Here is a 26,872-nt window from a genome sequence, read left to right as displayed (position 1 = left end):
TGGACCTGTCAGGAGGGGTCAGGCAGCCTGCTCGGCTATCTCGTCTGCTGTAACATTGCTGACCGGCTCATCCGCTTCGGCGTCAACCGGTTCGACCTCTTCGGCACCGGCGAAACGCATGATCGAAGGCACCCAGGCCTGCGCCCGTTCCTTGATATCTGCCTCGCCGATAAAGTTGCCCGAGAAAATGCGCTCGGCAGCGCTCGCCAGCTCTGCTTTCTTCGAGGCGGCATAGCGACTGACCAGTTCTGGACCACCAGCGGCATCGAGCGCCTCGAGCGTGCGAGCCTTGGCCACGCGGTCGAAATAGTTGGCCGCCGTGGGACGCCACCAAAGCGCGGTCTCGATTTCGAGGAGGGAGCCAAGCGCCTCGTGCATCGGCACCGAGCGTTCTCCTTCACAGGCCAGGCTGGCGACTAGCGTGCGCGAGACGACATGGCCGAGCCATGCCGAACGCGCCTCGTCTGACAGCGCTCGGAATTTGGCGAACCGCTCGACGTCGCTTTCGCCGGCACGCCAGCTTTCATCGAGCGATCCTGCGAACTCTGCCAGCGCAGCGCTTGCCGGAGCGTCCTTGGCCTCAAACCCGGCAACCGGGCCGGACGCGACCGAGCCGACCAAGGTCGACGCCTTCTGGGCCCGCCAGTCATGCCCATCGGCATCGGCAAGCGTGAAGACCATGAAGTCGAGCGCCAGTGCCGGATCGTTGGCGAGATGGATCGCCAGGATATCGCGGCGTTGCATCGCGAGCTCGTCGAGCAGGCGCTGCGACAACGAGCTCCCCTTGGGCTTCGCCGGGCCGTTCTCTTCAATGGCCTCGACCACACCTTCGTCAGCGATGACTTCGGTCTCGGTGTAGAACTGCGGAACAAGCGAAGGCTCGCCATTGCGCGAGAGGACGAGGAAGGCACCGGCCTCAGCTTTCAGTTCGTCGGCGAGTACCGGCGGCCGGTCATTGAGCGCGCGCATGGCGCGGTCGATCACCATGAGTTCCAGCTCGGCCTTGGCGACCTCATCCTCGTCGCTGTCTTCGTCTTCGAGCACGGCGGCGACGCGGTCGTAGTCGACCTCGAGCTCGCCAAGTTCCTTCGCTTCCTCCTCGGTCATAGGCGCAGGCTCGCATGGCAGACGGCCGAGACCTTCGACGAGGTCATGGCTGACGTAGTTGCCAAGCGTCGGGCGCACCCAGGCAAGGCCATATTCGAGCGCGGCCTTTTCTGCGGCTTCTTCCATGGCTTTGTGCGCGAGGTCTTCGAGCAGCGCGATATCGATCCAGCTTTCACTGGCATCGTCGTCGAACAGTTCGCGCTCGATCCGGCCGCCTGCGGCGAGGTAGGCATCGCGTCCAACGAGCACGGCACGCGGATCGGAACCACGCACCGTGGCATCGAGCACCATGCGGCGGATCGTGTCAGGCGTGATCTGGTACCAGGCGTCCTGCAGCTCGGCATAGACATGCGCCTGGCGCTCGACGTCGGAAATCGCACCGTAGGCCTTCGCCATGTCGAGCGTGATCGTGCCCTCGGCGAGTGCTTCGAAGACGCAGGGTGCCAAACTTGCCAGGCGCAGACGCCCTTCGACGAACCGGACAGTGAGGCCGAAGCGGCGCGCCACGTCTTCAGGGGTGGCTCCCGCCTCGATGATGGAAGCGAAGGCCTGCGCCTCGTCGGCAGGCTTCATCGCCAGACGCTGGAAGTTCTCGGCAAGGCTGGCTTCGCGCACTTCGCTTTCCTCGCCTTCGATGACGAGGCAGGTGACCTCGTGGTTTTCGGACAAGGTGCCCTCTTCGGCCAGCGCCTGCAGAGCGGCGAGGCGACGACCGCCGGCCTCGACCTCGAACTTGCCGCGCTTTCCTTTGCGCACGACGAGGTTCTGCAGCAGGCCGCGCGCGGCGATGTCTGCCCGCAGCTGGAGGTCGGCCAGCACGTCGCTCGACTTGCGAACGTTGCGCGGGCTCGGGACAAGCTTCTTCAAGGGAATCGACTGGATCATGGGTGTTCTCCTGATGGATTGAAGGCGCAGGTGAGGATCACGAGGCCCACAAGCCCAAAGGGCTCCCTCCACTCTCATCCTGAGATTGGGGTCTGCCCGAGGGATCAGGCGGCAAGCGCGGGGAGGACCGACGAGGCTCTCGACACCGGGACGAACAGGCGCGTGCGGTAGCGGATGATCTCGGTGAAGCAGCCTTTGCCCTTGTACCAGTCGAGCCGATCGGGCGAGAACCCGGTCAGTTCAAGGCGCTGTTCGCCGCCGACCAGCGAGCGCTTCACGGTAAGTGGATCGTGGCTTGCAAAGCTTAGCGGTTTGCCGCTGGCGATGACTAGGTCGCCGATCTGCTCTGCCGATGGCCCGGTAACCCCGGAAAGGCTAAAGGTCTCGGCGATCGTAGCGAGATCGATATCGAGCACTTCGCGGCCGATGATCGACTGGCCGTCCTCGGCAACGAGCCGGGTGACGCGGACATGATCGCCTGGGAGGCGCTTCCAGACCGGAAGCAGCAGTCCGGTGGCAAGATGGATGCGCTCAGTCACAGGTGAAGCGGCGGCCTCCTCTTCCTCGGTTCGCCAGGCGCTGGTAAATGCGGTAACGCCAATTTCTTCCCAGTGGCTCTCAGCGAGTGCCTCTAGCGTCCAGTTGGCGGACTTGAGCGGGCGCAGCAGGCGCCGACGTTCGATCACGGCCCCGTCGTCAGTGATGAGGCGCCGGGCTGGAACCGACAGCGCAACCTTGCCCGAGCGTGCATTGCGCATCGGGATCGCGTGCGGGCTGCCGATCTCGTGCATCCGCACCAGGCGCTGCAATCGCAAAGGCCGAAGGTGCCTCGTCACTTCGAGCGAGACGAGGCGAGTTTCTGCTCCGGTCACGGGGTCGGTGCGCAGGAGTTCATCGGCGAGCACCGTGAAGCGATCGACCCTTACGGTTTCCAGTCCCTGGTCGAGGGTTCCGGCCTCGCGCGCAGCTTCGATCCGTGCCTCGACGAGGCCGAGATACTCTTCGAAGATCGCATTCTGTAGCGCGATTGGCAGCGCGAGGATGCGGTTGAGCCAGCGCTGGATGGTCGGGAGGTTGTCGGTCAGCCCGCCATCGGGGTTTTCAAGCCGGAGGCCTGTGCGCTCAACGAAGTTACCGAATGTGGTGGCTTCGAGCTTGCCGTCATAGAGCAACTGGAACCAGCGGCTGAGCGCATCGCGCGCATAATCGCTTTCGAGATTGTCTGCCGGGTCGAACAGGTTCTGTCCGCCGGTCTGGCGCTGGCCGCGCGTAAGCGCGCCCAATGCATCGAGCCTGCGTGCAATGGTCGAGATGAAGCGGCGTTCGCCCTTCACGTCGGTGGTTACCGGGCGGAACAGCGGAGCCGAGGCCTGGTTGGTGCGGTTGGTACGGCCAAGACCCTGGATAGCGTTGTCGGCGCGCCAGCCCGGCTCGAGCAGGAAATGAACCCGGCGCTGCTGGTTCCGGCAGCCAAGGTCGGCATGGTAGGATCGACCCGTGCCTCCTGCATCCGAGAAGACCAGGATGCGCTTGGTCCCTTCCATGAAGCTTTGCGCTTCGGCGACATTGGCACTGGGGCGTCGCCGTTCGAGGCGCTGCTGACCATCGCGGCCTACGACAAGTCTGCGGGTCCGACCCGTGACTTCGGCCACGGCGTCGGTTCCGAAATGTTCGATAATCGCATCGAGCGCAGTGGCGATGGGCGGCAGTGCGCAAAGGTGTTCGATCAGCGCATCGCGCGCAGCAATGGCGCGCGGGCAGAAAACGGGATTGCCCTCTCCGTCGCTCATCGCCTCGGAGCGAAGATTACCATCCTCGTCGGCGAAGACCTGCATCAATCGTACCGGGAAGCTCTTGGAAAGGTAGTCGATGACATATTCACGCGGGGAAAGGTCGATATCGAGCGCTTCGCGCTCTTCCACGGTAAGGTCGGCAAGGCGTCGGTCGAGCATGGCCTCGGCGGTCGAGACCAGCTGCACGACAACCGAATGCTCTTCGCCAAGCGCTACTTCCATCGCGGGGATCAGGCTCGGCAATTTCATCGAGAGCAGGAGCTGGGCAAAGAAGCGCTGCTTGGTGCCTTCGAAGATCGACAGCGCCGCAGCCTTGGCATTGCGATTGAGCGTATCGCCGCTGTCCTCGTCGACCACGCGGGTTGCTTCGAGCGCAGCTTCGAGGTTGCGGTGAATGATCGCCCAGGCATCAGCATAGGCATCGTAGGCTCGGACCTGCGCTTCGGTCAGGCTGTGTTCGAGGATTTCGTACTCGACCCCTGCAAAGGACAGCGCACGGGCAAGGTAGAGTCCTTGGGCCTTGAGGTCGCGGGCGACGAGCTCCATCGCCGCGACGCCGCCAGCGCGGATCTCGGTCATGAACGCCTCGTGGGTCGGGAATGCGGTCTCGGGTCCCCACAGACCAAGCCGGGAGGTGTAGCCGAGGTTGGCGATATCCGAGGCGCCGGTGGCCGAAGCATAAAGCACGCGGGCGCGCGGGAGATGGTTCTGCAGCCTGAGGCCCGCCATCCCTTGTTCGGAGCCCTTGACCTTGCCGCGGGTTGAAGAGCCCCCGAGCGCATTAGCCATCGCATGGGCTTCGTCGAAAGCGATCACGCCGTCGAAATCCTCGCCCGCCCAGGCAAGGATCTGGTCGAGCCGCGTATCCTCGGCGCGGCCCGAGCGCAGCGTCGGATAGGTGACGAAGAGAATACCTTCGGACATCGTTACGGGCTGGCCGAGTTTCCAGCGCGAGAGCGGCTGGAGATCGAGCGACAGCCCGCCAAGCGCTTCCCAGTCGCGGCGTGCATCTTCGAGCAGCGCCTCGTTCTTGGTGATCCAGACATGTCGGCGCTCGCCTGCGAGCCAGCGATCCATGATGACCGCGGCGATCTGCCGTCCTTTGCCCGCTCCGGTTCCGTCGCCGAGGAAGAAGCCTTGGCGGTAGGAGTGTCCGTCCTCGGAGAGTTCCAGCGAGGTGCCTTCCTGGCTCACCTTGAACTGACCCGGAAGATCGCGCGCAAATGCCTGGGTAGCATAGACCAGTGTCTCGCATTGCGCTTCGGACAGCAGGCCATCGGCCTGCCAACATGCGGGAATGCGCGGGCAAACATCGGCCTGCGGTGCCGCGACCGAACCCATGGCGACCGATTCCACGAGCGGGGTGGGATGGACCGGAGCATCTTCGAAGGCGATGCGGCTGGGCCGGTAAGGCAGGTAGATGCCTGCCTGTTCGGGCACAGGCGCGGGGTCGGCGAGGACCGAATAGGCAAGGTCGATCGCATTCGCCGTGGCTGCTGGTGTCGCGGCGAACGGCGCCACCGGCCGCACCGGCGCGCTTTGGGCCGAAGTCTTGCCAACGAGGCGCACTGGCTTGCCGAGCGGCAGGCGATGGATGTTGGCGGAGGTCTGTACGCGTGGCGGAAGCGCAGTGATAAGCTCGTGGAGCGAGATGAGGTCGGCAGTATCTCCGGTGATCGCAGGCGAGGACGCAATCGGCGTCTTGTCGAACACAACCAGGCGAACAGCGATCCCCGTCCCTGTCCGGCGAAACATCTGCTGCAGCCGAACATCGAGGAGCAGCGATGCTTCGTCCTGTTCCTTGGCGAAGGTGGAGGCGTCGAAGCCTTCAGGCATAATGGCGACGATCCTCGCCCGATTAGCAGCGGCCCGGATTGCACCGCGTAGGTGACGCATAGCGGTCTCACCGTCCTTGCCGCGTTCCAGGCTGTGAGCGAACGGCGGGTTCATCAGCACGGCAGACGGAACAGGGCCGCGAAGCAAGTCGGCGATCAGTTCCCCGTCATGCGCAGCGATGGTGGCCGTGGGGAAGACGTGGGCCAGACCGTCTCGTCTTGCCGGATCGATCTCGTTGAGGAGCAGCGAAGCGTTCTGGAGGCAACCCCAGAGAGCAAGGGCACCATTGCCTGCGGACGGTTCGAGGAGCGTGTCTTGCGCGCAGACAGCTGCGGCCTTCGCCATCAGCCAGGCCAGCATTGGCGGGGTCGAGAACTGCTGGAGCTCGACCTGTGCTTCGCTGCGAACGTGCCGCTGCGGCAAGGCTGCTTCGAGCCAGTCGAACCGCGCTTCGGCTTCGTGTACATTCGTCGCCAGATCGATCCGTGAGGACTCTCGAAGCCAGAGTAGTGCGCCGATCTCGACCGCGCTGTTGTAGTCGTCGATCTTCCAGGCGCTTCCCCAGTCCAGGACACCGGTCTCGTCGGCAAACAGCTCGGAAATGTCGGTACGGGTAAGATGACGTCCCGAAACAAGAAGCGCGGCAACTCGGGTGCCAATGGCATAGGCCAATGGCATTGACGGCAACTGCTCGCCGGCGGGAAACAGGTCTGATTGAAACATGGCAATTCGTCCTCCTGATGGGGGCATCGGGACACGCCCTCTGCCGGATCAGGAATCTGAGAAGCCCTCTCTCCTCTACGGCGCCGCTTTGCGGCGCAGCCATGCTGTCAGTTCATCGTTCCAGTCGGTGCCGCGTGAGGATGGTTTGCGGACCTGGATCGTCCGCCCATCGCGGGCATAAGCGGCCAGGCCACGCGATGCGGCCAGCTCGCCGCCAGCATCGTGATCGACGAAGAGATGAAGCTCGGTCACGCTCTCGGGCACGCTGACGAGGCCGAAGCGCTCATTGCCCAGGGTCGCCCAGACGGGGATGCCGGTAAGAGCGTAGGCCGACATCGCACTCTCGATACCCTCGGCGAGGCCGAGCTTGCCGGAGGCCGGAGCGAAAAGGCGGACAGCAGCCTCACCGAGCGCGCCAAGCGCGCGCTTCGGCTTGTCGAAGCCAGCCTTGGCATTGCCCGAAAGGAACGTGCGATGGATGGCGATCGGGCCCTCGTCGAGGCTGACTGCCGCGATCATGGCGGGCAGAAAGCGGGTCCGTCCTTTCGGGCCAAGCGGCGTTCGTGGATGGAAGCGGAGCGCCGGAGATGCGGCGAGGATGCCGCGGCTTCCAAGGTAAGCCTTTGCAGGACTGGCTCGCAAAGCTTGCGCTTCGCGCCAGATCCTCAGCGCTGCCGCCGAGGGTTTGCGCATTCTGGTCGGCTCGGGACCGTCCGTAGTCGCAGAGCCTGAAAAGAGCGAGCTTGCGTCGAAACCTTCACGCGCCAAAGCAGCCAGCACGCTCTGCTGATCGCATCCCGCGAAACAGTGGAAGAGGATGGCCCTTTGGCCGAGCGTCACACCGAGGGACGGCGTGCGGTCATCATGCGCAGGGCAGCAGGCCATGCCCTTAGTACCGGACCATTTGCCCCCTCGCGATTCGCAGATACGGCGGGCGGTCTCGGCAAGCGACCGGTCGGGATGAGTTTGGACAGACAGGGACATGCGAGCTCCTCAGCATGCAAAGTGGCCCTCTCATCAGCGCTCCTCTCCTCTCCCAAACGCAGGCGTTCGCCGCTTTCCTACAGGCATATGTTCTATCTATGTTCTCTTGCGATTCGAATCAATGGAGCACCACTCGAGATGACCTTCCTCAATCGTCTGGCTGCGATAACGGTCGCCTGTCTGGGGATTATCGCGACCTCCTCACAGCAGGTCCGCGCCCAGGATTTCACCTTGTTCGAGCACGCGATCGTTCCGCCGAAGACGGACCAGCAGCCGGCAAGGGAATATCTTCCTGCAATCTACCAGGCCGAGCCAGCAAACGTATCCTACCGGGAAGGCTTGTATATGGCGGCGATAGCCGAGGCTGAACGTCGTTACGGGCTTCCGACCAACCTGCTTCGTGCTCTTATCTGGGCTGAGTCCCGCTTCAATCCGATGGCTGTGAGTCCAGCCGGTGCTGCCGGGCTGGCTCAGCTTATGCCGGCCACGGCGCGAGAACTGGGCGTCCGGAACCGTCATGACCCTCTTGCTTCGATCGACGGTGGCGCCCGGTACCTTCGCGATATGTTGGACCGGTTCGACGCAGTCCACCTGGCCTTGGCTGCTTACAATGCTGGCCCAGGTGCCGTCTCCCGATCACGCGGCATCCCCAACAATGGTGAAACGCCGCAATATGTCCGGTCTGTGTTGGGACGTTGGCAAGCAATTGGTACGTACAATTGACGAAACTACCTGATTTCCGGCTATTGTCTGAAATCATGTGCCGGAATGAAGACGGACAACGCCAGTGAATGAGACCCCCGGTGAGCCGTTCGACTTTCGCAAGGCGTTGAAGGCACAGAAGCGCCGGAAGCTGAGAAAGGAGATCGCGTTGGGTTTGGGAGCATTCGCGATCGTTTTTGCTGGAGGGATGCTGGCACTCAACTGGCCAGTCCATGATGCCAGCCTTGCTAACGACGATCAGCAGCCTCAGGCTTTATTCCAGCAAGCAAGCTCCCCACAATTCGACATCTGCGGATCCATCCGGCGCACATGCGTCGTGGATGGAGATACTTTCTGGCTTGATGGCGTGAAGATCCGGATTGCCGACATCGACACTCCCGAGATCAGCGAGCCTCGTTGCGACTATGAATACCAGCTCGGCATGCGCGCGACGCACCGCCTTGTCGAATTGCTCAATGACGGGCCCTTTGAACTGACGACTATCGGGAGCAGAGATGAGGATCAGTACGGTCGCAAATTGCGGGTTGTAACGCGCGGCGGCCGCTCGCTTGGCGATCAGCTGGTCAGCGAAGGGCTGGCGCGGACCTGGACCGGGAGACGTGAGCCATGGTGCTGAACCGCGATCAGGAATTGTGGGCCGTCGCACTCTGGGTCGAAAAGAACCATGGCGAAGAGGGAACCGCTTATATCGCGCAGCAAATCCAGCGGCTATCCAACGAAGGGGACGAGGCAGGCATAGCAACGTGGAAGACTGTTGCTGAACGCTTCGATCAACTTAGCTGCCAAAGCTCTACGAACTGAGGCTCGGCACGATGCGGAATTGGCTTCGAATCTGGGGCATCAGAATTGAGTTCGCCGTGCTGGCGTCAGTGTCCCTGATAGGGCTGATCCTGAGCCTTCAATCCTGCATTGGCTGAGAAGAAATTCGATCTCCCGATCAACCCTTCGCAAACTTCCCCATGATGACCTTTCCTCCTGTCCGCAGCTCATCGAGGTAGTCGCTCCACCATTGAGCCATTCGCACGCGCTCGTCCCAATGTTTGCCGCGATGGTAGATGCCACGCACAACATTACTGTCGCCATGTGCCAGGGCACGCTCGATCGCATCGGGATTCCAAAGGCCCGACTCGTTCAGGAATGTCGATGCTGTCGCACGGAGTCCGTGAGCGGTGACTTCTTCTTTCGAGTATCCCATGCGACGGAATGCGGCATTGAGCGTGTTTTCACTCATGGGACGCTTGGAGCTGCGCGCAGACGGGAAGACATATCCTTCGCGGCCGAGCATCTCGGCCAGATCAGTGAGATAGCCTCTAACCTGCTTGGAAAGCGGGACGGCATGCGCTCGGCGCGCTTTCATTTTACCGGCAGGGATCTTCCAGACCCCATCGACGAGGTCGATCTCATGCCATTCGGCGTGCCGGAGTTCGCCGGGGCGTACGAACACATGCGGCGCTATCTGCAAGGCTAACTTCGTCACCATGTAGCCAGTGAAGTCGTCGATTGCGCGGAGCAACCCGCCTAGCTCGGTGGGCTCGAGAATTGCTGCATAATGCTTGGCTCGCGGCGTTACGAGTGCACCCTTCAGCATACTGGTCGGATCGGATTTGCAACGGGTCGTTGCGACACCATAGCGAAACACGCGGCCTGCGAACGAGCGGCATTTCTTCGCAGTCTCGTGCTTACCAGTAGCTTCCAGTCGTTTCAGAGGAGCCAGGACTTCGAACGGCTCGATCTCGTTGATGGGTCGGTTCCCGATGGCAGGCGCAAGCTTGTCGAGGAAATAATTGGCCTTGACGATCGTGCCATCGGCACGGCCATTCTGGACCATCATCTGTTCAATATACTCACGTGCGACTGCCTCGAACGTCTGTGCAGAAAGGAACTCGGCGCGGATTTTCCGCTTGCGCTTCTCAAAGGCCGGGTCGCCCCCTGAAGCAACAGCTCGTCGTGCCTCGTAGGCTTCGTCTCGCGCTTGCTTGAGACTGATGTCGGGATAGCTGTCGATGCAGAGCTTCTTTTGCGCGCCGCCGATCCGGTATCGGAATCGCCAAAGTTTGCCGCCGGTCGGCGTGACCTCAACATATAGGCCGCGCTCATCGGTGACCTTGTACGGCTTATCCTTGGGCTTGAGTGCGCGGAGGCGAGTATCTGTCAGCGGCATGTGGGGGCCTTTTCATCTGGGCCTTTGCGAAACGGCCTCAAAAGGCCCACAAAAGTGTCTGGAACCCCCGAGAACAGGCGGGACGATCCGGAACGATCCAAGGGCCAAATCCCTAGGATTTCTGCGGGTTTTATAGATTATTTGGGAGAACGTGAGAAGAACAAATGGTGCCCAGAAGAGGACTCGAACCTCCACGCCCTTGCGAGCGCCGCCACCTGAAGACGGTGCGTCTACCAATTCCGCCATCTGGGCACACTGTCGCTGGCCGGTCATCAAAGCCCGGCTGCGGGTAGGCGCGGGCCACTAGCGAAGGCGGGCGCCCCCTGTCAACGCCTTTCGTCAGCGCCGGAACGCTTGCGGGAAGACGAAAGTTGGGGCTAGGGCGCAGCAAACGAGACACCTTCGAGGAATCAGGCGAATACCATGGCGAAAAGCGGCGCATTGGACGGCAGGCTGGTGGTGCTGATGGGCGGCAGCGGCTTCATCGGCAATTACGTGGCGCAGGCACTGCTCGAGCGCGGCGCGCGCGTCCGGATCGCCAGCCGCCATCCCGAACAGGCGTTCAAGCTCAAGCCGCTCGCCAATCTCGGCCAGATGCAGTTCGCACGCTGCGACGCGGCCGACCGCCAATCGGTCGAGCGCTGCATCGCGGGCGCCGATGCGGTCATCAACCTCGTCGGATCGTTCAGCGGCAATCTGCGCCGGCTCATGGGCGAAGCGCCGGGCTGGATGGCCGAAGCTGCCGCACGCGAGGGCGCGAGCGCCTTTGTCCATGTCAGCGCGATCGCGGCAGAGCCCGGGGAGCATACCGAGATCGAATATGCCGCGGCCAAGAAGCTCGGCGAAGAGCGCGTGCTCGCGGCCTTCCCCCGGGCGACGATCCTGCGCCCGGGCATCCTGTTCGGCAAGGACGACAATTTCATCAACATGTTCGCCGGGCTGATTGCGAGACTCCCCGTGCTGCCGGTCTTCGGTCCCGAGGCCAAGTTGCAGCCGGTCTATGTCGACGACGTCGCCGAGGCGGCGGTGCGCGCGCTCGAGGATCCGGGCGCATTCGGTGGCAAGACCTTCGAACTCACCGGTCCCGAAACGCTCACGATGATGGACATCAACGAGGCGATCGCGGCAGCGCAGCACCGCCGCCGCAGCTTCCTGCCCATGCCCGATGGGTTATCCGCATTGTTCGCTGCGTTGCCCGGCACGCCGATGAATGGCGATCAGTGGCATCTGTTGAAGCAGGGCAATGTCGCCTCGGGCAAATTCCCCGGTTTCGACAAGTTCGGGATCACGCCGAAGCCGCTCGACCTGTTTCTCGACCGGTGGATGGTACGCTATCGCAAGCACGGTCGCTTCGCCGACCGGGTGAGTGCCTGAGCTAGGTCTTGGCGGCGTCCTCGCCGCCGAGCAGCGCCACGGGTTCGACCAGCAATTCGGCACCGCGGCTGCCGGTGATGCGCACCCGTGACCCTGCAGCTGCATCGGCGCCGCGCGCGATCCATTCGCTGTCGCCGACCTTGACCCGGCCCGCCCCGCTTTCGATCGCCTGCGTCACCAATGCGATTTCACCCACCAGCCGCCCGGCGCGGTTGTTGAGCAGCGGATCGGATGAGACGATCGGGCGATCGCGCAGCCAGCGCTTGGCCGAGAAGGCGAAGATCAGCGACAGCGAGACCCATGCGATGACCTGCATCGCCAGCGGCGGCGCGGAAACGAAGGCAAGTACGGCAACCGCCAGCGCGGCCATCGCCAGCCAGATCAGGTAGACGCCGGGCACCAGCATCTCGAGCAGCGCCAGCGCAAGGCCGGCGATCAACCAGATCCAGTAGGTGTCGATACCATCCATGCGCGACGGGCCTAGCCGTTTCGCGAGGGCGGTACGCTGGGGCGGCGCACCGGAGCTCGCTCACGCGGGTCCGGAATCGCCGTGCCCGCATCGACGGTGCCCTCGCCCTTGTCGAAGGTGCCCTTCACCAGCTCGCCGATCCCGCCGAGCGAGCCGATCAGCTGCGTCGCCTCGACCGGGAAGAGGATGGTCTTGGCATTGGGGCTTTCAGCAAATTTGGCGACCGCCTTGGTATATTCCTGCGCAACGAAATAGTTGATCGCCTGGCTGCCCGAGGAAGCGATGGCGTTGGAGACCATTTCGGTCGCCCGCGCCTCTGCCTCGGCCGCGCGTTCGCGGGCCTCGGCATCTCGGAACTGCGCCTCGCGCTTGCCCTCGGCCTCGAGGATCGCCGATTGCTTGCGCCCCTCGGCGCGCAGAATCGAGCTGGTCTTGTCGCCTTCGGCCTCGAGAATCTCGGCACGCTTCAGGCGTTCGGCCTTCATCTGCCGCGCCATGGCCTCAGAAATGTCGACGGGCGGGCGGATGTCCTTGATCTCGACGCGGGTAATCTTGATGCCCCAGGGCGAGGTCGCATGGTCGACCACGCTCAGCAGGCGGGCGTTGATCTCGTCGCGCTTCGACAGCGTCTCGTCGAGGTCCATCGACCCCATCACGGTGCGCAGATTGGTGGTCGTGAGCGCCATGATCGCCTGGTAGAGATTGGCCACCTCATACGCCGCCTTGCCTGCATCGAGGACCTGGAAGAAGACCACCGCATCGACCCCGACCATGGCATTGTCGGCAGTGATGATCTCCTGCCCGGGGATGTCGAGCACCTGCTCCATCATGTTGATCTTGTGCCCCACCCGATCGATGAAGGGGATGATCAGATGGAGGCCGGGATCGGCCGCAAGCGTGAACTTGCCGAGCCGTTCGATGGTGTAGACATAGCCCTGCTTCACTACCCGCACGCCCATCATCAGGAATAGTACGGCGAGCAGCACCAGCAGGATCAGGACCAGCGAACCTTCGAGCATGGGGCCCTCCTCTCAGGGGTTCATCGTAACGCGGGACGAGCGCGTCGCAAGCGAAAGCGCGTCACAGCGCCGCCGAATAGGTGGCGAGCAGGCGGCCCCACGCGCGTTCGGCCTCTGCCTCGTCGTAGGATGGCGAATCGGGCACGCACCAGCCGTGATCTCCACCGTAGACCTCGATCTCGGCCTCGGCACCCACGGCAGCGGCGGCTTCGCGCAGCGCGATCTTGTCGCCGGGCGCCTTGGCGTCGTCGTTCCTGGCGATGGCTATGAGGTAATGCCCATCCTTGCGCATCATGCGGTGTGGGCTCCCTTCTCCCTCGCGGACCAGCCCGCCGCCGTGGAAGCTGGCCCCGGCCATCATCGCAGCATGCGCTGCCGGGGCGAGGAGGGCGAAGCTGCCGGTCATGCAATAGCCCTGCGCGCCCATGCCGCGATCACCATCGACCGCATCCTGGACGAGCAGCCACTGCGCACATCCCGCAGTATCGCTGACGATGGTGTCGACGGTGAACTTCTGACGCCATGGTGTGACCTTCTGGAAGCCTCCCTGCCCGGCGAAGTCGGCGAAGTCGGCAAACTGCTGGCCCTCGACATCGCGGTAATAGGGATTGGCGAGCAGCACCGCATAGCCTTCCTTCGCGAGCCGCCGGGCCATCTGGCGTTTCGCCGGGCGGATGCCGGCGATGTCGGGCCACAGGATCACGCCGGGGTGCCGACCCGTGGCGGGATGGAAGAATTCGCCATCCATCGTACCATCGGCGATGGCGAAGCCGACCTTGCGCTCGGCCAGCGGCGCGGGGCTGCTTTCGCCCGCCGTTCCTTCAATCGGCGCGCAGGCTGCGGCCCCTGCGGCGATCGCCCCCGCGCCGAATGTCCGCCGGCTGACGGCGCCCCTTGCCCAGCGGGCGAGATCCTGTTCGTCGCACATGCTCGTCTCTCCTTCTGCCCGTCATCCTAGAACGCAGCGAGCGATGGACAAGCCTTCGCTCGCGCGGCAGGATGGGTTTCATTGAGCGACGTAAATGTCGCCGGGGAGAGAGCGATGCGAGGGATCGGATGGGCGGCGCTGGCGCTGCTGGCACTGGGCGGCTGCAGCATGGGGGCGAGCGAAACGTCCGACGGCGGGATCGACAATGTTCGTCTGGTCAATGCAGGCGATGACCCGGCCAACTGGATCACGCACGGCAAGACCTATTCGGAACAGCGCTATTCTCCGCTCGATCAGGTCAACCGCGACACGGTTGCCGACCTCGGCCTCGCCTGGTTTGCCGACATGGACACCGCGCGCGGACAGGAAGCGACGCCGCTGGTGATGGACGGCAAACTCTACGTCACCAGCGCGTGGAGCAAGGTTTTCGCTTTCGATGCCGCCACTGGCGAGCCGCTGTGGAGCTACGATCCGCAAGTGCCCGGCGAAACGGGCGTGAAGGTCTGCTGCGACGTTGTGAACCGTGGTCTCGCCGCATGGGGCGATCGCCTGTTCCTAGGCACGCTCGACGGGCGCCTGGTGGCGCTGGATCGCGACAGTGGCGAGGTGATCTGGGAAAAGGTCACGGTCGACCAGTCGCAAAGCTATTCGATCACCGGCGCGCCGCGGGTGATCGACGGAAAGGTACTGATCGGCAATGGTGGCGCCGAATTCGGCGTGCGCGGATATATTGCTGCCTACGACGCCGAGGACGGCAAGGAGCTGTGGCGGTTCTACACCGTGCCGGGCGACGAGGGCGAGGACGCTCCCGAATACCTCAAGGCGGCTGCCGAAACCTGGAGCGGCGATGTGCTGGGCAGTGACAGTGGCATCGGCGGGGGCGGCACGGTGTGGGATTCGATGGCCTATGATCCCGCGCTCGACCTGCTCTATTTCGGCGTAGGCAACGGTTCGCCCTGGAACCGCGCCTATCGCAGCCCCGGCGCGGACGGCGCGGGCGAAGGCGACAATCTCTATCTCTCCAGCATCGTCGCGATCCGGCCCGACACCGGCGAATACGTGTGGCATTACCAGACCACGCCGGGCGAGACCTGGGATTATACCGCCACGCAGCACATCATCCTTGCCGACATGGAGATAGACGGGCGCGAACGGCAGGTGCTGATGCAGGCGCCCAAGAACGGGTTCTTCTACGTGCTCGACCGCGCGACCGGCGAGTTCATCAGCGCCGAGCCCTACATCCCGTTAAACTGGGCGACGGGAATGGACGAGAACGGCCGCCCGATTGAAAATCCCGAAACGCGCGTCGATGTGACCGGCAAACCCGCGCTGGTCATGCCCGGCCCGCTGGGTGGCCACAACTGGCACCCGATGGCCTATCACCCGGGCGAAAACCTCGTTTACATCCCGGCGTTCGAGGCGGCCATGCTCTATGCGCCCGAAGCCGGCTGGAAGCCCGATCGCAAGCGCGGTTTCAATATCGGTTTCGATATCGGCGCTGGCGATCTGCCGCCCGATATGGGCTTCCGCCGCGAAGTGCAGGGCACGATCAAGGGCAAGCTGATGGCCTGGGACCCGGTCAATCAAGAGGCCAAGTGGACCGTTGAACATCCCGGCCCTTGGAACGGCGGCGTGCTGGCTACCGGTGGCGGGCTCGTCTTCCAGGGCAATTCGGGCAGCGAGTTCGCCGCTTACGACAGTGCAACCGGAAACAAGCTGTGGAGTTTTGCGGCGCAGACCGGCGTGGTCGCCCCGCCAATGACCTATGCGGTAAATGGCGAGCAGTATGTCGCCGTGCTGGCCGGATGGGGCGGCGCCTTTGCAATCACCGCCGACGGTACGTTGATCGACCAGATGCACCCGGTGCGCAACATCAGCCGCCTGCTGGTGTTCAAGCTCGGCGGCGAGGCACAGCTACCTCCCGAACCGGCACTGGCAGCCGCGCCGCTCGACCCGCCGCCCAGCCGGGCCAGCGCGGAAACGATCGAACTCGGCCGCACCAAATACGCCCGCTATTGCGCCGTGTGCCATGCGCCGGGCGCGGTTGGTTCGACCGTGCTGCCCGATTTGCGCCGCTCGGGCGCGCTCGACAACCGGCAGGCCTGGCTGCAGATTGTCCACGAGGGCGCGCTTCAGGATAATGGCATGGCCAGCTTCAGGGGATCGCTCACGCCCGCGGAAATCGAGGCCATCCGCGCTTACGTGATCAAGCGCGCGAACGAAGACAGGGAGATGGAGAACGCCCGCGCTGCGAACCGCGTCGTACGGCGCTGATCAGCCTCGGAAGACAATTGTCCGCTGGCCGTTGAGCAGGACGCGGTCTTCGAGGTGGAGACGCACCGCTTCGGCGAGCACCCGGCTTTCGATATCGCGGCCCTTGCGGACCAGTTGCTCGGGCGTGTCGGCATGGCTGATCGGTTCGACATCCTGGTGGATGATCGGCCCCTCGTCGAGGTCTGCGGTGACGTAATGCGCGCTCGCCCCGATCATCTTGACCCCGCGCTCATAGGCCTGGTGATAGGGTTTGGCGCCCTTGAAGCCGGGCAGGAAGCTGTGGTGGATGTTGATGCAGCGCCCGGCGAAATGCGCCGCCTGCGCGTCGGAGAGGATCTGCATGTAACGTGCGAGGACCACCATTTCGGCACCGCTCTCCTCTGCGATGGCGCGGACCTGCGCCTCCTGCTCCGACTTGGTCTCCCGCGTGAGCGGCAGGTGGTGGAAGGGAATATCGCCAAGATGCGTGTGTTCGATCGCCTCGCGCGGGTGGTTGGAGATAATGCCCACCGGCTCCATCAGAAGCTCCCCGATCCGCCAGCGGTAGAGCAGGTCGGCGAGGCAATGGTCGAACTTGCTGACCATCAGCAGCACCCGCCGCGGCCGGTCGCGCAGGGCAAGTTTCCACTCCATGCCATAGTCGCGCGCGATGGTCGCGAAATCCTCGCGGATAACCGCGCGCGAGGCACCGCCGGGGTCGAATTCGACGCGCATGAAGAAGGCATCGCTGGTCCGGTCGTTGAACTGCTGCGCTTCGAGGATATTCCCGCCGCGCTCGAACAGGAACGAAGCAACCTGCGCGGTGATACCCGGGCGATCGGCGCAAGACAGGGTCAGGATTAGCGGTTCGGACATGTCGATGCCATGTCCTGTCACGCGTTGTCCGCGCAAGCCCAAACGCATTTGCCGGCCGCCAAGCCAACCTTGCTCAATCGATTTCGAACACGACCTTGCGCATTCCGGCCTCGAGGAGAGCGGCTTCGACCTTCGCCCGCTCGTCCTCGCCAAGCGACGTTTCGCAACTCACGATATGGGCGACGGGCTCGCGCAACTCGAATGCGCCTTCGGCCAGAACCTTGCGAATGGCCCTGACGATAGTGTCTTCGAGATGACGGGGATCGGAGACGATCGATGTGCAGGATGAAAACGGGTAGTTCGCCGGCTGATCGGCAAACGTCTGGGTGGCGCGGTGCGTCACCTGCACCCGGTCCCGGTAGATTGCGATATCGACGTCGAGACGGTGGATTGTCATGTCAGCGTCGGGTAAGCGCCTCCTCGCTCTGCGCCATCAGCTTCTCGATGATTAAGGCGACAGGCTCCTCTTCCTTGAGCATCCCGACCGACTGACCGGCCATCAGGCTGCCGTTTTCGACGTCGCCGTCGATGACTGCGCGGCGCAGCGCGCCCGCCCAGTAATGCTCGATCTGCAATTGCGCTTCGTTCATTGCGATTTCCTCGCGGTCCAGAACGCCGGCAACCTCGATCTGTTTCCGGGTAAATTCCTCCGTGCCCTTGTTCTTGAGAGCGCGCACCGGAATGACCGGCAGGCGCGGATCGACCTGGACGCTGGCCACCGCATCGCGTGCCGAGGCGCGGAAGAAGGCCTTCTTGAAATCTGGATGCGCAATGCTCTCCTGCGCGCAGGCGAAGCGCGTGCCGAGCTGGACGCCCGCCGCGCCCATTTCGAGATAGCCGGCGATCGCCTGTCCGCGCCCGATGCCGCCGGCGACGAAGATCAGGTGCTCATCGGCCAGTTCGGGGAGCATTTCCTGCGCCAGCACGCTGGTCGAGACGGGGCCGATATGCCCGCCCGCCTCCATGCCCTCGATCACCAGCGCATCGGCGCCCGACCGGAGCAGCTTCTTGGCCAGCGCCAGCGTGGGTGCGAAACAGATCACCTTAGCCGGATTGTCGCCGCCCTTGATCGCCTCGACGCTGCCCTTTGGCGGGATACCGCCGGCGAGCACGACATGACCCACACCATGCTTCTCGCACACCGCGATCAAATCGAACAACTGCGGGTGCATGGTGATCAAGTTCACGCCGAAGGGCTTGTCGGTCAGCGCTTTGGTCGCGGCGATTTCCTTGTCCAGCAGCTCCGGGTCCATCGCCCCGCAGGCGATCACGCCGAAGCCGCCTGCGTTCGAGATAGCGGAAACGAGATTGCGTTCCGACACCCAACTCATCGCGCCGCACAGGATCGCCGTTTCGCTGCCGAGGAATTCTGCCCCGCGCTGCATCAGGCGGGCGGTCTTGGGAAAAATGCTCATAGGCAGGGCGCTTAGGGGCAGGCGCAGCCCGCGGCAAGCGGATGCAGCCTGTCGCAGGCCACCATCCATTCATCGAACCTGTCGCAAGGCTGACAACGCTGCTCCCGCACCGTTCAGCCGAGCGCGCGCAGAAGCATGGCTCCAATCCGGCGCGTCAGGTGGACGGACCCGCCCTCAAAGGAGACAGACCATGAGGAAAACCATCCTGCACACGACCCTCACCCTGGCGGTCGGCACAGCCTTGCTGGCGACGCCCGCACAAGCCTTCGATAGCGGCTATCCCTCGCCCGCCGAAGCCGCCTCGGTAGGCGACATGGCGTGGCAGCACGGCGGCCGCGATCGCTGGGACGACGACGATGATGACGACGACCGCCGCTGGCGCGATCGCCGCCACCGCGATCGCTATTACGGCCGTCACCGTGACCGGAATTACGACGAGCCGATCTATCGCGACACGCGCGTCTGGCGCGGGCGCGATGGCCGGACGTATTGCCGCAAACGCGACGGCACCACCGGGCTGATCGTGGGCGGCGCGCTGGGCGCCATCATTGGTCGTGAAGTCGACAGCCGCGGCGACCGTTCGCTGGGCACGATTCTCGGCGCGGCCGGTGGCGCCTTGCTGGGCCGCGAGGTGGCACGGGGCCGCTGCCGCTAATCGCCGTACAGGATATGGACCTTGCCCGCCGCGGCCCTGGCCTTGCGGCGGGCTTCGTCCGTATCGCTCGCCGTGGCCAGCGCTACGCCCATTCGGCGATAGGGCCTGCTGGTAGGCTTGGCGAAGATCCGGATATCGGCGCCTTCGGCCATCGCTTCGGCCAGGCCTTCGTAAGCAAGGCTCGCGCTGTCGCGTTCGGCGAGGATGACCGCGCTTGCCGCCGGGCGGGCACGCAGTTCGGCGGGGATCGGCAGGCCCAACACCGCGCGGGCATGAAGGTCGAACTCGGTGAGGTTCTGGCTCACCAGCGTGACCATGCCGGTATCGTGCGGGCGCGGGGAAAGCTCGGAAAAGATCACCTCCTCGCCACGCACGAAGAATTCGACGCCGAACAGGCCATGTCCGCCCAGATCGTCGACCACCTTGCGCGCCATATCCTGCGCCTTGGCGATCGCCGCGTCGGACATCGGAGTCGGCTGCCAGCTCTCCTGATAATCGCCGCGCTCCTGCCGGTGGCCGATCGGCGGGCAGAAGGTCACCCCGTCCTTGTGGCGCACGGTCAGCAGCGTGATCTCGTAATCGAAATCGACGAATTGCTCGACGATCACGCGCTGCCGGTCGCCGCGCATGTTGGCGCAGGCATAGTCCCACGCGCCGTCTAGTTCTGCTTCCTCGCGCACGGTCGACTGGCCCTTGCCGCTCGACGACATGACCGGCTTGATCACGCAGGGAAAGCCAGTGTGGTGTGCTGCGACCTTCACCTCCTCGAGGTTCTTGGCGTAGCGGTATTTGGAGGTGACGAGGCCGAGTTCGTGCGCCGCGAGATCGCGGATCGCGTCGCGGTTCATAGTCAGCTGCGCCGCGCGGGCGGAGGGAACGACGGTGAAGCCCTCGTCCTCCAGCTCGGCCAGCACCGAGGTACGGATCGCCTCGATCTCGGGAACGATATAGTCGGGCCGGTGCTTCTCGGCTGCTTCGCGCAGCTTCTCGCCGTCGAGCATGGAGAACACCTCGCGCGCATCGGCCAGCTGCATCGCTGGCGCGTCGTCATAGGCATCGCAGGCCACGACATAGGCCCCCAGCCGCTTGGCCGAGATGACGAATTCGCGCCCCAGCTCGCCCGAGCCGAGCAGGAGGATTTTTGCGGTGTGGCTCACACCGCCTCATCCGCAGCATCCAGCCCGTAAGCCGTGTGCAGTACGCGCACCGCGAGTTCGGTCTCGTCCTCGTCGATCATCACGCTGACCTTTATCTCGCTCGTGGTGATCGCCTGGATGTTAATCCCGCGATCGGCGAGGGCCTGGAACATGGTGGCGGCGACGCCCGCGTGGCTCTTCATGCCCACGCCGACGACCGAAATCTTGGCGATCTTGCTGTCAGTGATCAGCCGGTTGTAGCCGATCTCGTCGCGCCGGTCCTCGAGCAGTGCCTGCGCGCGGGCGAGGTCGGCCTGCGGCACGGTGAAGGTCACGTCGGTCTCGCCCTTGTCGCGGCCCACGTTCTGGATGATCATGTCGACATTGATGCTGGCGGCAGCGAGCGGTTCGAAGATATGCGCCACCGCGCCGGGCTTGTCGGGCACACGGGTGAGGATCACCTTGGCCTCGTTCTTGTCGTGCGCGATGCCGGTCACGTGCTGGCGTTCCATATCGCCCTTCTCCACCAGTTCGTTCATTTCTTCTTCCGACACTATCATCGTGCCGGGGTGTTCGTCTGCGGGGACCGCATCCTCGCCGACGAAGCTGGAGAGGACCTGCACACGCACGCCCTCTTTCATCGCCAGGCCCACCGAGCGCGTCTGGAGCACCTTGGCCCCCACGCTCGCGAGCTCGAGCATTTCCTCGTAGGTCACCGCCTTCTGCTTCCTCGCCTTGGCGACGATGCGCGGGTCGGTGGTGTAGACGCCGTCGACGTCGGTATAGATGTCGCAGCGATCGGCCTTGATCGCGGCTGCCACGGCCACTGCCGAGGTGTCCGAGCCGCCGCGCCCCAGCGTGGTCACGCGGCCATCGGAACCGCACCCCTGGAAGCCCGGGATCACCGCGATCTCGCCGGCCTGCATGCTGGCGACAAGCGCTTGGGCGTCGATCTCTTCGATGCGTGCCTTGGCATGCGCCTCGATCGTGCGGATCGGCAACTGCCAGCCGAGCCAGCTGCGCGCCTTGCAGCCCAGCGACTGGAGGGTGAGCGCGAGGAGGCCCGAAGTGACCTGTTCGCCGCTGGCGACGACCACGTCGTATTCGGCCGGGTCATAGAGCGCATTGGCCTCGCGGCAGAAATTGACCAGCCTGTCGGTCTCGCCCGCCATGGCGGAAACGACCACCGCAACCTCGTGCCCGCGCGCGGCCTGCTTGCGCACGATATTCGCCACGCGCCGGATGCGCTCGGTCCCCGCCATCGAGGTGCCGCCGAATTTCATCACGATACGGGCCAAGCGCAAGGGTCTCCGTGCTGGAATGCGTGAGGCTAGGCTGCTAGCCACGCCGCATGAGCGATGCAACCACGCAAGAGCGTAGCAAAACTTCGGGCGGCCAAACGATCCGGCCCGACGAAGCCGCGCATTTCGGAAAGCTGGCGAGGGATTGGTGGGATCCCAAGGGGAGTTCGGCCATGCTCCACCGCCTCAATCCGGTCCGCTTGCGGTTCCTGCGCGAAGCGATCGACCTGCACTGGGCCCGCGACATCGAGGCGCGCCGCCCGCTGGCGGGCAAGAGCGCGCTCGACGTCGGCTGCGGCGCCGGGCTGTTGTGCGAACCGCTGGCCCGGCTGGGCGCCGAGGTCACGGGTGTCGATGCGGCGCCCGAAAACGCCGCTGCCGCAGCCGTGCATGCCGACGGCGCAGGGCTCGACATCCGCTATATCGCGGGCGAGATCGGCACCCTCGACATCGGCAGCTTCGACCTCGTCACTGCGATGGAAGTCATCGAGCATGTCGCCGACAAGCGCGCCTTCGTCGCCGCGCTTGTCGCCAGACTTGCGCCGGGCGGGTTGATGGTGCTTTCCACCCCCAACCGCACGCCGCAATCGCGACTGTTGATGGTCGGCGCCGCAGAGGGCTTCGGAATGATCCCGAAGGGGACGCATCACTGGGACGATTTCGTCACTCCCGAAGAGCTGGCCGAACTGCTCGACGAAGCCGGTCTGGAAATGGGCGACCCCAGGGGCATCGATTTCTCGCCCGCCAAGGGGCTCCACCTGTCGAACGACCTCGCGCTCAACTACATCGTCACCGCCCGAGCGCGCTGACGACCAGCGCCGGATCGTCGGTGAACACGCCGTCAACGCCCGCGGCGCGCAACAACTGCGCGAGCGCGGCCAGATCGCCCGTCGCCCCTGCTCCCGTGCCGCGCTGCAAGGCACCGGGGAGGAAGACGTTTTCCTTGCGCAGCGTCCAGGGATGCACCTTCAGCCCCGCCGCATGGGCGTTCGCGACCAAGTCGGTCGGAGCGCCGTCGGCATCGAGCACGTGGCCGAGATGGGGCCCTATCGCATCGGCATAGCGGGCCACCTCGGCGAGGCCTGAAGGGGTCATCACATCGGTCCAGCTCAGTGCCGGTTCATCGAAGGGGCCGCCTTCGGGGCCGACCAGCAACACCAGCGGCGTATCGACCAGCGCGTCGAGGCGCTTGAGCGGCCCGATCTCGAAGATCTGCACGAAGACGCGGTCGTCCGCACCGTCGAGACCGGCCTTGCCAAGCGCGGTGGCGAGCAGGTCGACCACGTCAATCCCGGCCTCCTGGAGCAGCCAGGTGGGGTGCTTGAGCTCGGCATAGATGCCGATGGTCCGCCCGGTTTCCGCCTCCTTGGCGCGGACCAGCGCGAGGATCTCTTCGAAGGTCACGAGCGGATAAAGCCCGTCGAAACGCGCATTGCCGGGGCGCAGGCCCGGCATGCGCTCCTTGGCGCGCAACGTCCGCAGTTCGGCCAGCGTGAAATCCTCGGCGAACCAGCCGGTCACCAGCCTCCCCTCGATCGTCTTCGATCGCTTGCGGTCGGCGAATTCGGGATGGTCGGCGACATCGGTCGTCTCGCCGATCTCGGTCTCGTGCCGCGCGACGAGGCGCATGTCCTTGGTCGGCACGAGGTCGGGCTCGATATAGTCGGCCCCCTGGTCGATCGCGCGCTCATAGGCGGCCAGCGTATGCTCGGGCCGCTCGCCGCTCGCACCGCGATGCGCGATGACGAGGAAATCCTTGCTCGGATCGGCCGACGCCGGAGTCGCGACGAGCGCCGCAAGGATCAGGAGAAGTGCGCGGACCATTCGTCTTCCTTGAAACCAACCAGCACGACGCCGTCGTGCTCCACGATCGGCCGCTTGATCATCGAAGGGTTCTCTTGCAGCAATGTGACGGCCTTGGCGGCATCGATATCGGCCTTCTGCTCGTCGCTGAGCTTGCGGAAGGTCGTCCCGCGCCGGTTGAGCACGCTATCGACGCCCGCTTCCTCGATCCAGGCCGCCAGCCTGTCGGGATCGGCGCCTTCCTTCTTGTAGTCGTGGAAGCTGTAGTCGACGCCGCGCGCGTCGAGCCACTTGCGCGCCTTCTTGACGGTGTCGCAATTGGGAATGCCGTAGAAATGGATGGTCATGGATCGTCCTAGGATGAAGGGGTGATATGCGCGTCGGCAATCGCCACGGCCAAGGCATCGGCGGCATCGGCGCCCGCGATCCGGGCCCCGGGCAGTAGCACTTTGAGCATGGCCTGGACCTGCGCCTTGTCAGCGCCGCCGGTGCCGACGACCGCCTTCTTGACCAGCCGTGCGGCATGTTCGTTGACCGCCAGCCCCGCCGCACCGCATGCCGCAAGCACCGCGCCGCGCGCCTGCGCCAGCTTGAGCGTCGATTGCGGGTTCTTGTTGACGAAGACTTCCTCCGCCGCTGCCCGGTCCGGGCAGTGCGCGGCGATCACCTCGGCCAGCGCCGCCTGGAGCGCGGCCAGCCGCTCGGCCAGGGGCGCCTTGGCATCGGTGGGCACGCGACCGTTGGCGACATGCCCAATGCGCGAACCCTCGGCCCGGATCACGCCCCAGCCGGTACAGCTGAGCGAAGGATCGAGGCCGAGGATCAGCACCGCTGGATCAGTCCAGCTTCTCCATCACCTCGTCGGAGATGTCGTAATTGCCCCACACGGTCTGGACGTCGTCGTCATCCTCGAGCGCATCGATCAGCTTCAGCAAGGTCGTCGCGTTCTTCTCGTCCATCTCGACGGTAAGGTTCGGCTTCCACGCCAGCTTGACCGTATCGGCCTCGCCCAGCGCCTTCTCGAGGTCGCTCGCGACCTGATGGAGATCTTCGGCAGCAGTCCAGATTTCGTGGCCGTCCTCGCTGCTGGTAATATCCTCTGCACCCGCTTCCATCGCGGCTTCGAGAACCTTGTCCTCGCTGCCCGCATCGGCGGGGTAGAAGATCAGGCCGAGCCGTTCGAAGCCGTGCGCAACGCTGCCCTCGGTGCCGAGGTTGCCGCCGTTCTTGGAGAAGGCGGTGCGAATGCTGGTGGCCGTGCGGTTGCGGTTGTCGGTCAGCGCCTCGACGATGATCGCGCTGCCGCCCGGGCCGTAGCCCTCGTAGCGCACCTCTTCATAGTTCTCGCCGTCCTGCGCGCTGGCCTTGTCGATCGCGCGCTGGATATTGTCCTTGGGCATCGACTGCGCCTTGGCCGCGTTTACCGCGAGGCGCAGGCGCGGGTTCATGTCGGGATCGGGCATGCCCATCTTGGCCGCGACGGTGATTTCGCGGCTGAGCTTGGAAAACATCGCGCTGCGCTTCTTGTCCTGCGCGCCCTTGCGATGCATGATGTTCTTGAATTTGGAATGGCCGGCCATGGTTTCGCTTTGCGTAAGTCGGGTGGGTGGACGTTTTCTCGTCAGAGATTCTCGGGGGTCGCCTTAGCCGCATGGACGCCGCAACGACAAGCCTTGCGCCCGCGAATTCGACGCGCGGCGAGTGGGCGCAATTCGCCGCCTTCCTGAAACGCCCGGCACTGCCCGCGCGCGCGCCGTTGCCGCAGCTGGCAAGCCTGGTCGCCGTGTTGCGCCTGTTTCTCCTCGACGTCATGGTCATGGCCGCGCTGCTCGCTGTAGCGGGGGCGGTGATGTTTTCGGGAATCGAGGTTCCCAAGACGGCGCTCGCCGACATGGATATCGGCGCCGGGATCGCGTTTGCGGTGATTTTGATCGCCCCCCTGGCCGAGGAAATCGCCTTTCGCGGCTGGCTCTCGGGCCGGCCCGGGCACGTGCTGGCGGTGCTGCTCGGCGCGCTGGCCGCATTCGGGGCGACGGCATTGCTGTTGTCGGCTGCAACCGGTCCGGTCGAGGGCCTCGGCGCAATCGGCCCCACAATGCTCAAGGGGGGCGCTGCAGGGCTGATCGTGGCCGGCCTGACGGTGTTCCTGTTGCGGCATCGCGACGCGATGGGCTGGTTTCAGCGGCTTTTCCCGCTGCTTTTCTGGCTCAGCGCACTCGGCTTTGCGAGCGTCCACCTCTTCAATTTCAAGCCCGACGAGATGATGATGGCGCTGCCGCTGGTGCTGCCGCAATTCGTCACCGGCACCATGCTCGGCTACCTGCGCGTCAATTACGGCCTGTGGGCGAGCGTGCTGCTGCACGCCCTTCACAACGGCGCCTTTATCGGGCTGGTGCTGCTGGCGGGCAGCAGCGCCTGATCAGATGCGGACCGCGGTCCCGGTGACCGAGACCATCAGCATCGACCCCTTCGCCCCGACGACCTCGTAGTCGAGATCGACACCGACCACGGCGTTGCCGCCGCGTTTGTCGCACGCCGCCTGCATTTCCTGCACCGCCCGCTGGCGCGCATCCTCGAGCACCCGCTCGTAGCTCGCCGCCCGGCCGCCGAAGAAATCGCGCAGCCCGGCGAACATGTCGCGGAAGACATTGGCGCCAAGGATCACCTCGCCTGAAACGAGACCGAGATAGGCCTCGATCGGATGGCCCTCGATGCTCGGGGTCGTAGTCACCAGGATCACACGGCGTTCGGGCAGTTGCGCGGGCATCGGGGCTCTGCTTCGGGCAAACCGGCTCAGGCGATGCCGAGCGCGGCCTTGTAGGTATCGAGGATGGTTTCCATCTCGCGGCGATCGTCGGGGGTCATCTTTCTAAGGCGGACGATCTGGCGCATGATCTTGACGTCGTAACCGACCGCCTTGGCTTCGGCATAGACGTCGCGGATGTCGTCGGCGATGCCCTTCTTTTCTTCCTCGAGGCGTTCGATGCGCTCGATCAAGAGGCGCAGGCGGTCGTCGGTGGCTTCTGCCATCTGGTCATACTCCGGAATTTGAGAATCGGTCGGCGGCTCGATAGCCAGCCCTTCGGTCGGGGTGAAGGCGGCGACTCGCTACTCCACGCGATTTTTCGCGATACTGGCTTCCATCCGCGCGAGCTGCTCCTCGGTGGCAGGGGTCTGGCGCGTGGTCTTCCACTCCTCCTGCGTCATGCCGTGGATCAGTTCGCGTGCCGCCGCCTTGTCGCCGGTAAATCCGGCTTCGCGTATCCAGTCGGCCAGGCAATTGCGGCAGAAGCCCGCCAGCCCCATGAGATCGATGGTCTGCGCATCGTGGCGGTGACGCAGGTGGCGCACCAGCCGGCGAAATGCCGCCGCCGCTACGGCATCGTCGAGTTGGTCGAGCGGGTCCCCTGCATTCGTAGTCACAATCGCAT

General features: G+C 64.4%; 27 protein-coding genes and 1 tRNA gene. 8 read left to right on the top strand and 20 right to left on the bottom strand.

Translation table 11 applies throughout. The features are described 5' to 3' along the window. Positions 1–18: 18 nt before the first annotated feature. From ACEQZ0_RS09770 to ACEQZ0_RS09760, 3 genes are all read right to left on the bottom strand, one after another. Positions 19–1,992: a ParB/RepB/Spo0J family partition protein gene (locus tag ACEQZ0_RS09770; protein ID WP_305930471.1), complete on the bottom strand. Its 1,974-nt coding sequence runs from the start codon at positions 1,990–1,992 to the stop codon at positions 19–21. Positions 1,993–2,096: 104 nt separating this feature from the next. Then, positions 2,097–6,344: a strawberry notch-like NTP hydrolase domain-containing protein gene (locus ACEQZ0_RS09765; RefSeq protein WP_370190658.1), complete on the bottom strand. Its 4,248-nt coding sequence runs from the start codon at positions 6,342–6,344 to the stop codon at positions 2,097–2,099. 75 nt (positions 6,345–6,419) lie between these two features. Further along, positions 6,420–7,328, bottom strand: a complete 909-nt coding sequence (locus ACEQZ0_RS09760; RefSeq protein ID WP_305930762.1) for a toprim domain-containing protein — start codon at positions 7,326–7,328, stop codon at positions 6,420–6,422. A gap of 138 nt (positions 7,329–7,466) precedes the next feature. Here ACEQZ0_RS09760 and ACEQZ0_RS09755 point away from each other — a divergent pair, with 138 nt between their 5' ends. The 3 genes from ACEQZ0_RS09755 to ACEQZ0_RS09745 all read left to right on the top strand — a co-directional run bounded on the left by ACEQZ0_RS09755 (position 7,467) and on the right by ACEQZ0_RS09745 (position 8,852). Further along, a complete protein-coding gene (locus ACEQZ0_RS09755; protein ID WP_067506378.1) occupies positions 7,467–8,051 on the top strand; it encodes a lytic transglycosylase domain-containing protein in 585 nt (194 codons plus the stop codon). Positions 8,052–8,115: 64 nt separating this feature from the next. Continuing rightward, positions 8,116–8,667: a thermonuclease family protein gene (locus ACEQZ0_RS09750; RefSeq protein WP_233997481.1), complete on the top strand. Its 552-nt coding sequence runs from the start codon at positions 8,116–8,118 to the stop codon at positions 8,665–8,667. Then, the gene (locus ACEQZ0_RS09745; protein WP_061921215.1) at positions 8,658–8,852 is read left to right on the top strand and encodes a hypothetical protein; all 195 of its coding nucleotides are present in this window, start codon (positions 8,658–8,660) and stop codon (positions 8,850–8,852) included. Before ACEQZ0_RS09750 ends, ACEQZ0_RS09745 begins: the two co-directional genes overlap by 10 nt. Positions 8,853–8,988: 136 nt before the next feature. On the opposite strand, the gene ACEQZ0_RS09740 is transcribed toward ACEQZ0_RS09745, so the two are convergent. Both ACEQZ0_RS09740 and ACEQZ0_RS09735 read right to left on the bottom strand, forming a co-directional pair. After that, positions 8,989–10,212, bottom strand: a complete 1,224-nt coding sequence (locus ACEQZ0_RS09740) for a tyrosine-type recombinase/integrase (RefSeq protein WP_370190657.1) — start codon at positions 10,210–10,212, stop codon at positions 8,989–8,991. 165 nt (positions 10,213–10,377) lie between these two features. Then, positions 10,378–10,464, bottom strand: a tRNA-Leu gene (locus tag ACEQZ0_RS09735). A gap of 171 nt (positions 10,465–10,635) precedes the next feature. Between ACEQZ0_RS09735 and ACEQZ0_RS09730 the strand changes: the two genes are divergently transcribed. Continuing rightward, on the top strand, positions 10,636–11,586 hold the full coding sequence (locus ACEQZ0_RS09730) for a complex I NDUFA9 subunit family protein (RefSeq protein WP_370190656.1): 951 nt from the start codon (positions 10,636–10,638) through the stop codon (positions 11,584–11,586). Between the two features lies 1 nt (position 11,587). Here ACEQZ0_RS09730 and ACEQZ0_RS09725 read toward each other — a convergent pair whose 3' ends face one another. The 3 genes from ACEQZ0_RS09725 to ACEQZ0_RS09715 all read right to left on the bottom strand — a co-directional run bounded on the left by ACEQZ0_RS09725 (position 11,588) and on the right by ACEQZ0_RS09715 (position 14,002). Next, positions 11,588–12,055, bottom strand: coding sequence for an NfeD family protein (locus ACEQZ0_RS09725; protein ID WP_370190655.1), 468 nt, complete (start codon positions 12,053–12,055; stop codon positions 11,588–11,590). An 11-nt stretch (positions 12,056–12,066) separates the two neighbouring features. Further along, positions 12,067–13,074, bottom strand: a complete 1,008-nt coding sequence (locus tag ACEQZ0_RS09720) for an SPFH domain-containing protein (RefSeq protein ID WP_370190654.1) — start codon at positions 13,072–13,074, stop codon at positions 12,067–12,069. A gap of 61 nt (positions 13,075–13,135) precedes the next feature. Beyond that, the gene (locus ACEQZ0_RS09715) at positions 13,136–14,002 is read right to left on the bottom strand and encodes a dienelactone hydrolase family protein (RefSeq protein WP_370190653.1); all 867 of its coding nucleotides are present in this window, start codon (positions 14,000–14,002) and stop codon (positions 13,136–13,138) included. Positions 14,003–14,116: 114 nt separating this feature from the next. On the opposite strand from ACEQZ0_RS09715, the gene ACEQZ0_RS09710 reads away from it, so the two are divergent. Then, positions 14,117–16,276, top strand: a complete 2,160-nt coding sequence (locus ACEQZ0_RS09710; protein ID WP_370190652.1) for a PQQ-dependent dehydrogenase, methanol/ethanol family — start codon at positions 14,117–14,119, stop codon at positions 16,274–16,276. Here ACEQZ0_RS09710 and purU read toward each other — a convergent pair whose 3' ends face one another. The 3 genes from purU to ACEQZ0_RS09695 all read right to left on the bottom strand — a co-directional run bounded on the left by purU (position 16,277) and on the right by ACEQZ0_RS09695 (position 18,546). After that, positions 16,277–17,131, bottom strand: a complete 855-nt coding sequence (gene purU, locus ACEQZ0_RS09705) for a formyltetrahydrofolate deformylase (RefSeq protein ID WP_370190651.1) — start codon at positions 17,129–17,131, stop codon at positions 16,277–16,279. A 73-nt stretch (positions 17,132–17,204) separates the two neighbouring features. Beyond that, positions 17,205–17,528 carry a hypothetical protein gene (locus ACEQZ0_RS09700; RefSeq protein ID WP_370190650.1) on the bottom strand — a complete coding sequence of 108 codons (324 nt, stop codon included), beginning with the start codon at positions 17,526–17,528 and terminating at the stop codon, positions 17,205–17,207. A 1-nt stretch (position 17,529) separates the two neighbouring features. Further along, positions 17,530–18,546, bottom strand: coding sequence for an NAD(P)H-dependent flavin oxidoreductase (locus tag ACEQZ0_RS09695; protein WP_370190649.1), 1,017 nt, complete (start codon positions 18,544–18,546; stop codon positions 17,530–17,532). 190 nt (positions 18,547–18,736) lie between these two features. On the opposite strand from ACEQZ0_RS09695, the gene ACEQZ0_RS09690 reads away from it, so the two are divergent. Further along, positions 18,737–19,201 carry a glycine zipper 2TM domain-containing protein gene (locus tag ACEQZ0_RS09690; protein WP_370190648.1) on the top strand — a complete coding sequence of 155 codons (465 nt, stop codon included), beginning with the start codon at positions 18,737–18,739 and terminating at the stop codon, positions 19,199–19,201. Here the strand turns inward: ACEQZ0_RS09690 and purT are convergent. Both purT and ACEQZ0_RS09680 read right to left on the bottom strand, forming a co-directional pair. Continuing rightward, entirely contained in the window at positions 19,198–20,358 is a 1,161-nt protein-coding gene (gene purT / locus ACEQZ0_RS09685) for a formate-dependent phosphoribosylglycinamide formyltransferase (RefSeq protein ID WP_370190647.1), read from the bottom strand. The genes ACEQZ0_RS09690 and purT overlap by 4 nt on opposite strands. Beyond that, positions 20,355–21,635, bottom strand: coding sequence for an aspartate kinase (locus tag ACEQZ0_RS09680; protein ID WP_370190646.1), 1,281 nt, complete (start codon positions 21,633–21,635; stop codon positions 20,355–20,357). The genes purT and ACEQZ0_RS09680 overlap by 4 nt, the downstream gene beginning before the upstream one ends. Positions 21,636–21,688: 53 nt before the next feature. Between ACEQZ0_RS09680 and ubiG the strand changes: the two genes are divergently transcribed. Next, complete coding sequence (gene ubiG / locus ACEQZ0_RS09675; protein ID WP_370190645.1) at positions 21,689–22,447, top strand: bifunctional 2-polyprenyl-6-hydroxyphenol methylase/3-demethylubiquinol 3-O-methyltransferase UbiG; 759 nt, start codon at positions 21,689–21,691, stop codon at positions 22,445–22,447. On the opposite strand, the gene ACEQZ0_RS09670 is transcribed toward ubiG, so the two are convergent. From ACEQZ0_RS09670 to ACEQZ0_RS09655, 4 genes are read right to left on the bottom strand one after another with little or no spacing between them, the layout of a single operon-like run. Then, complete coding sequence (locus ACEQZ0_RS09670; protein WP_370190644.1) at positions 22,428–23,462, bottom strand: glycerophosphodiester phosphodiesterase family protein; 1,035 nt, start codon at positions 23,460–23,462, stop codon at positions 22,428–22,430. The two genes, ubiG and ACEQZ0_RS09670, sit on opposite strands and share 20 nt — an antisense overlap. Further along, a complete protein-coding gene (locus ACEQZ0_RS09665) occupies positions 23,441–23,788 on the bottom strand; it encodes an ArsC family reductase (RefSeq protein ID WP_370190643.1) in 348 nt (115 codons plus the stop codon). Before ACEQZ0_RS09665 ends, ACEQZ0_RS09670 begins: the two co-directional genes overlap by 22 nt. Positions 23,789–23,796: 8 nt before the next feature. After that, complete coding sequence (gene ruvC / locus ACEQZ0_RS09660; RefSeq protein ID WP_370190642.1) at positions 23,797–24,270, bottom strand: crossover junction endodeoxyribonuclease RuvC; 474 nt, start codon at positions 24,268–24,270, stop codon at positions 23,797–23,799. Between the two features lie 7 nt (positions 24,271–24,277). Next, positions 24,278–25,021 carry a YebC/PmpR family DNA-binding transcriptional regulator gene (locus ACEQZ0_RS09655; protein WP_370190641.1) on the bottom strand — a complete coding sequence of 248 codons (744 nt, stop codon included), beginning with the start codon at positions 25,019–25,021 and terminating at the stop codon, positions 24,278–24,280. A gap of 71 nt (positions 25,022–25,092) precedes the next feature. Between ACEQZ0_RS09655 and ACEQZ0_RS09650 the strand changes: the two genes are divergently transcribed. Next, entirely contained in the window at positions 25,093–25,860 is a 768-nt protein-coding gene (locus ACEQZ0_RS09650) for a type II CAAX prenyl endopeptidase Rce1 family protein (protein ID WP_370190640.1), read from the top strand. On the opposite strand, the gene ACEQZ0_RS09645 is transcribed toward ACEQZ0_RS09650, so the two are convergent. The 3 genes from ACEQZ0_RS09645 to ACEQZ0_RS09635 form a co-directional block, all read right to left on the bottom strand. Then, entirely contained in the window at positions 25,861–26,208 is a 348-nt protein-coding gene (locus ACEQZ0_RS09645) for a YbjQ family protein (RefSeq protein WP_370190639.1), read from the bottom strand. 26 nt (positions 26,209–26,234) lie between these two features. Next, a complete protein-coding gene (locus ACEQZ0_RS09640) occupies positions 26,235–26,471 on the bottom strand; it encodes a DUF2312 domain-containing protein (RefSeq protein WP_221601743.1) in 237 nt (78 codons plus the stop codon). Between the two features lie 78 nt (positions 26,472–26,549). Next, positions 26,550–26,864, bottom strand: coding sequence for a DUF1244 domain-containing protein (locus tag ACEQZ0_RS09635; RefSeq protein WP_370190899.1), 315 nt, complete (start codon positions 26,862–26,864; stop codon positions 26,550–26,552). Positions 26,865–26,872 lie beyond the last annotated feature (8 nt).

The sequence above is a fragment of the Qipengyuania sp. genome, from assembly GCF_964227205.1.
Lineage (GTDB): Bacteria > Pseudomonadota > Alphaproteobacteria > Sphingomonadales > Sphingomonadaceae > Qipengyuania.
Note: the sequence above shows the minus strand (reverse complement) of the source record. Positions and strands in the feature narration are given on the sequence as shown.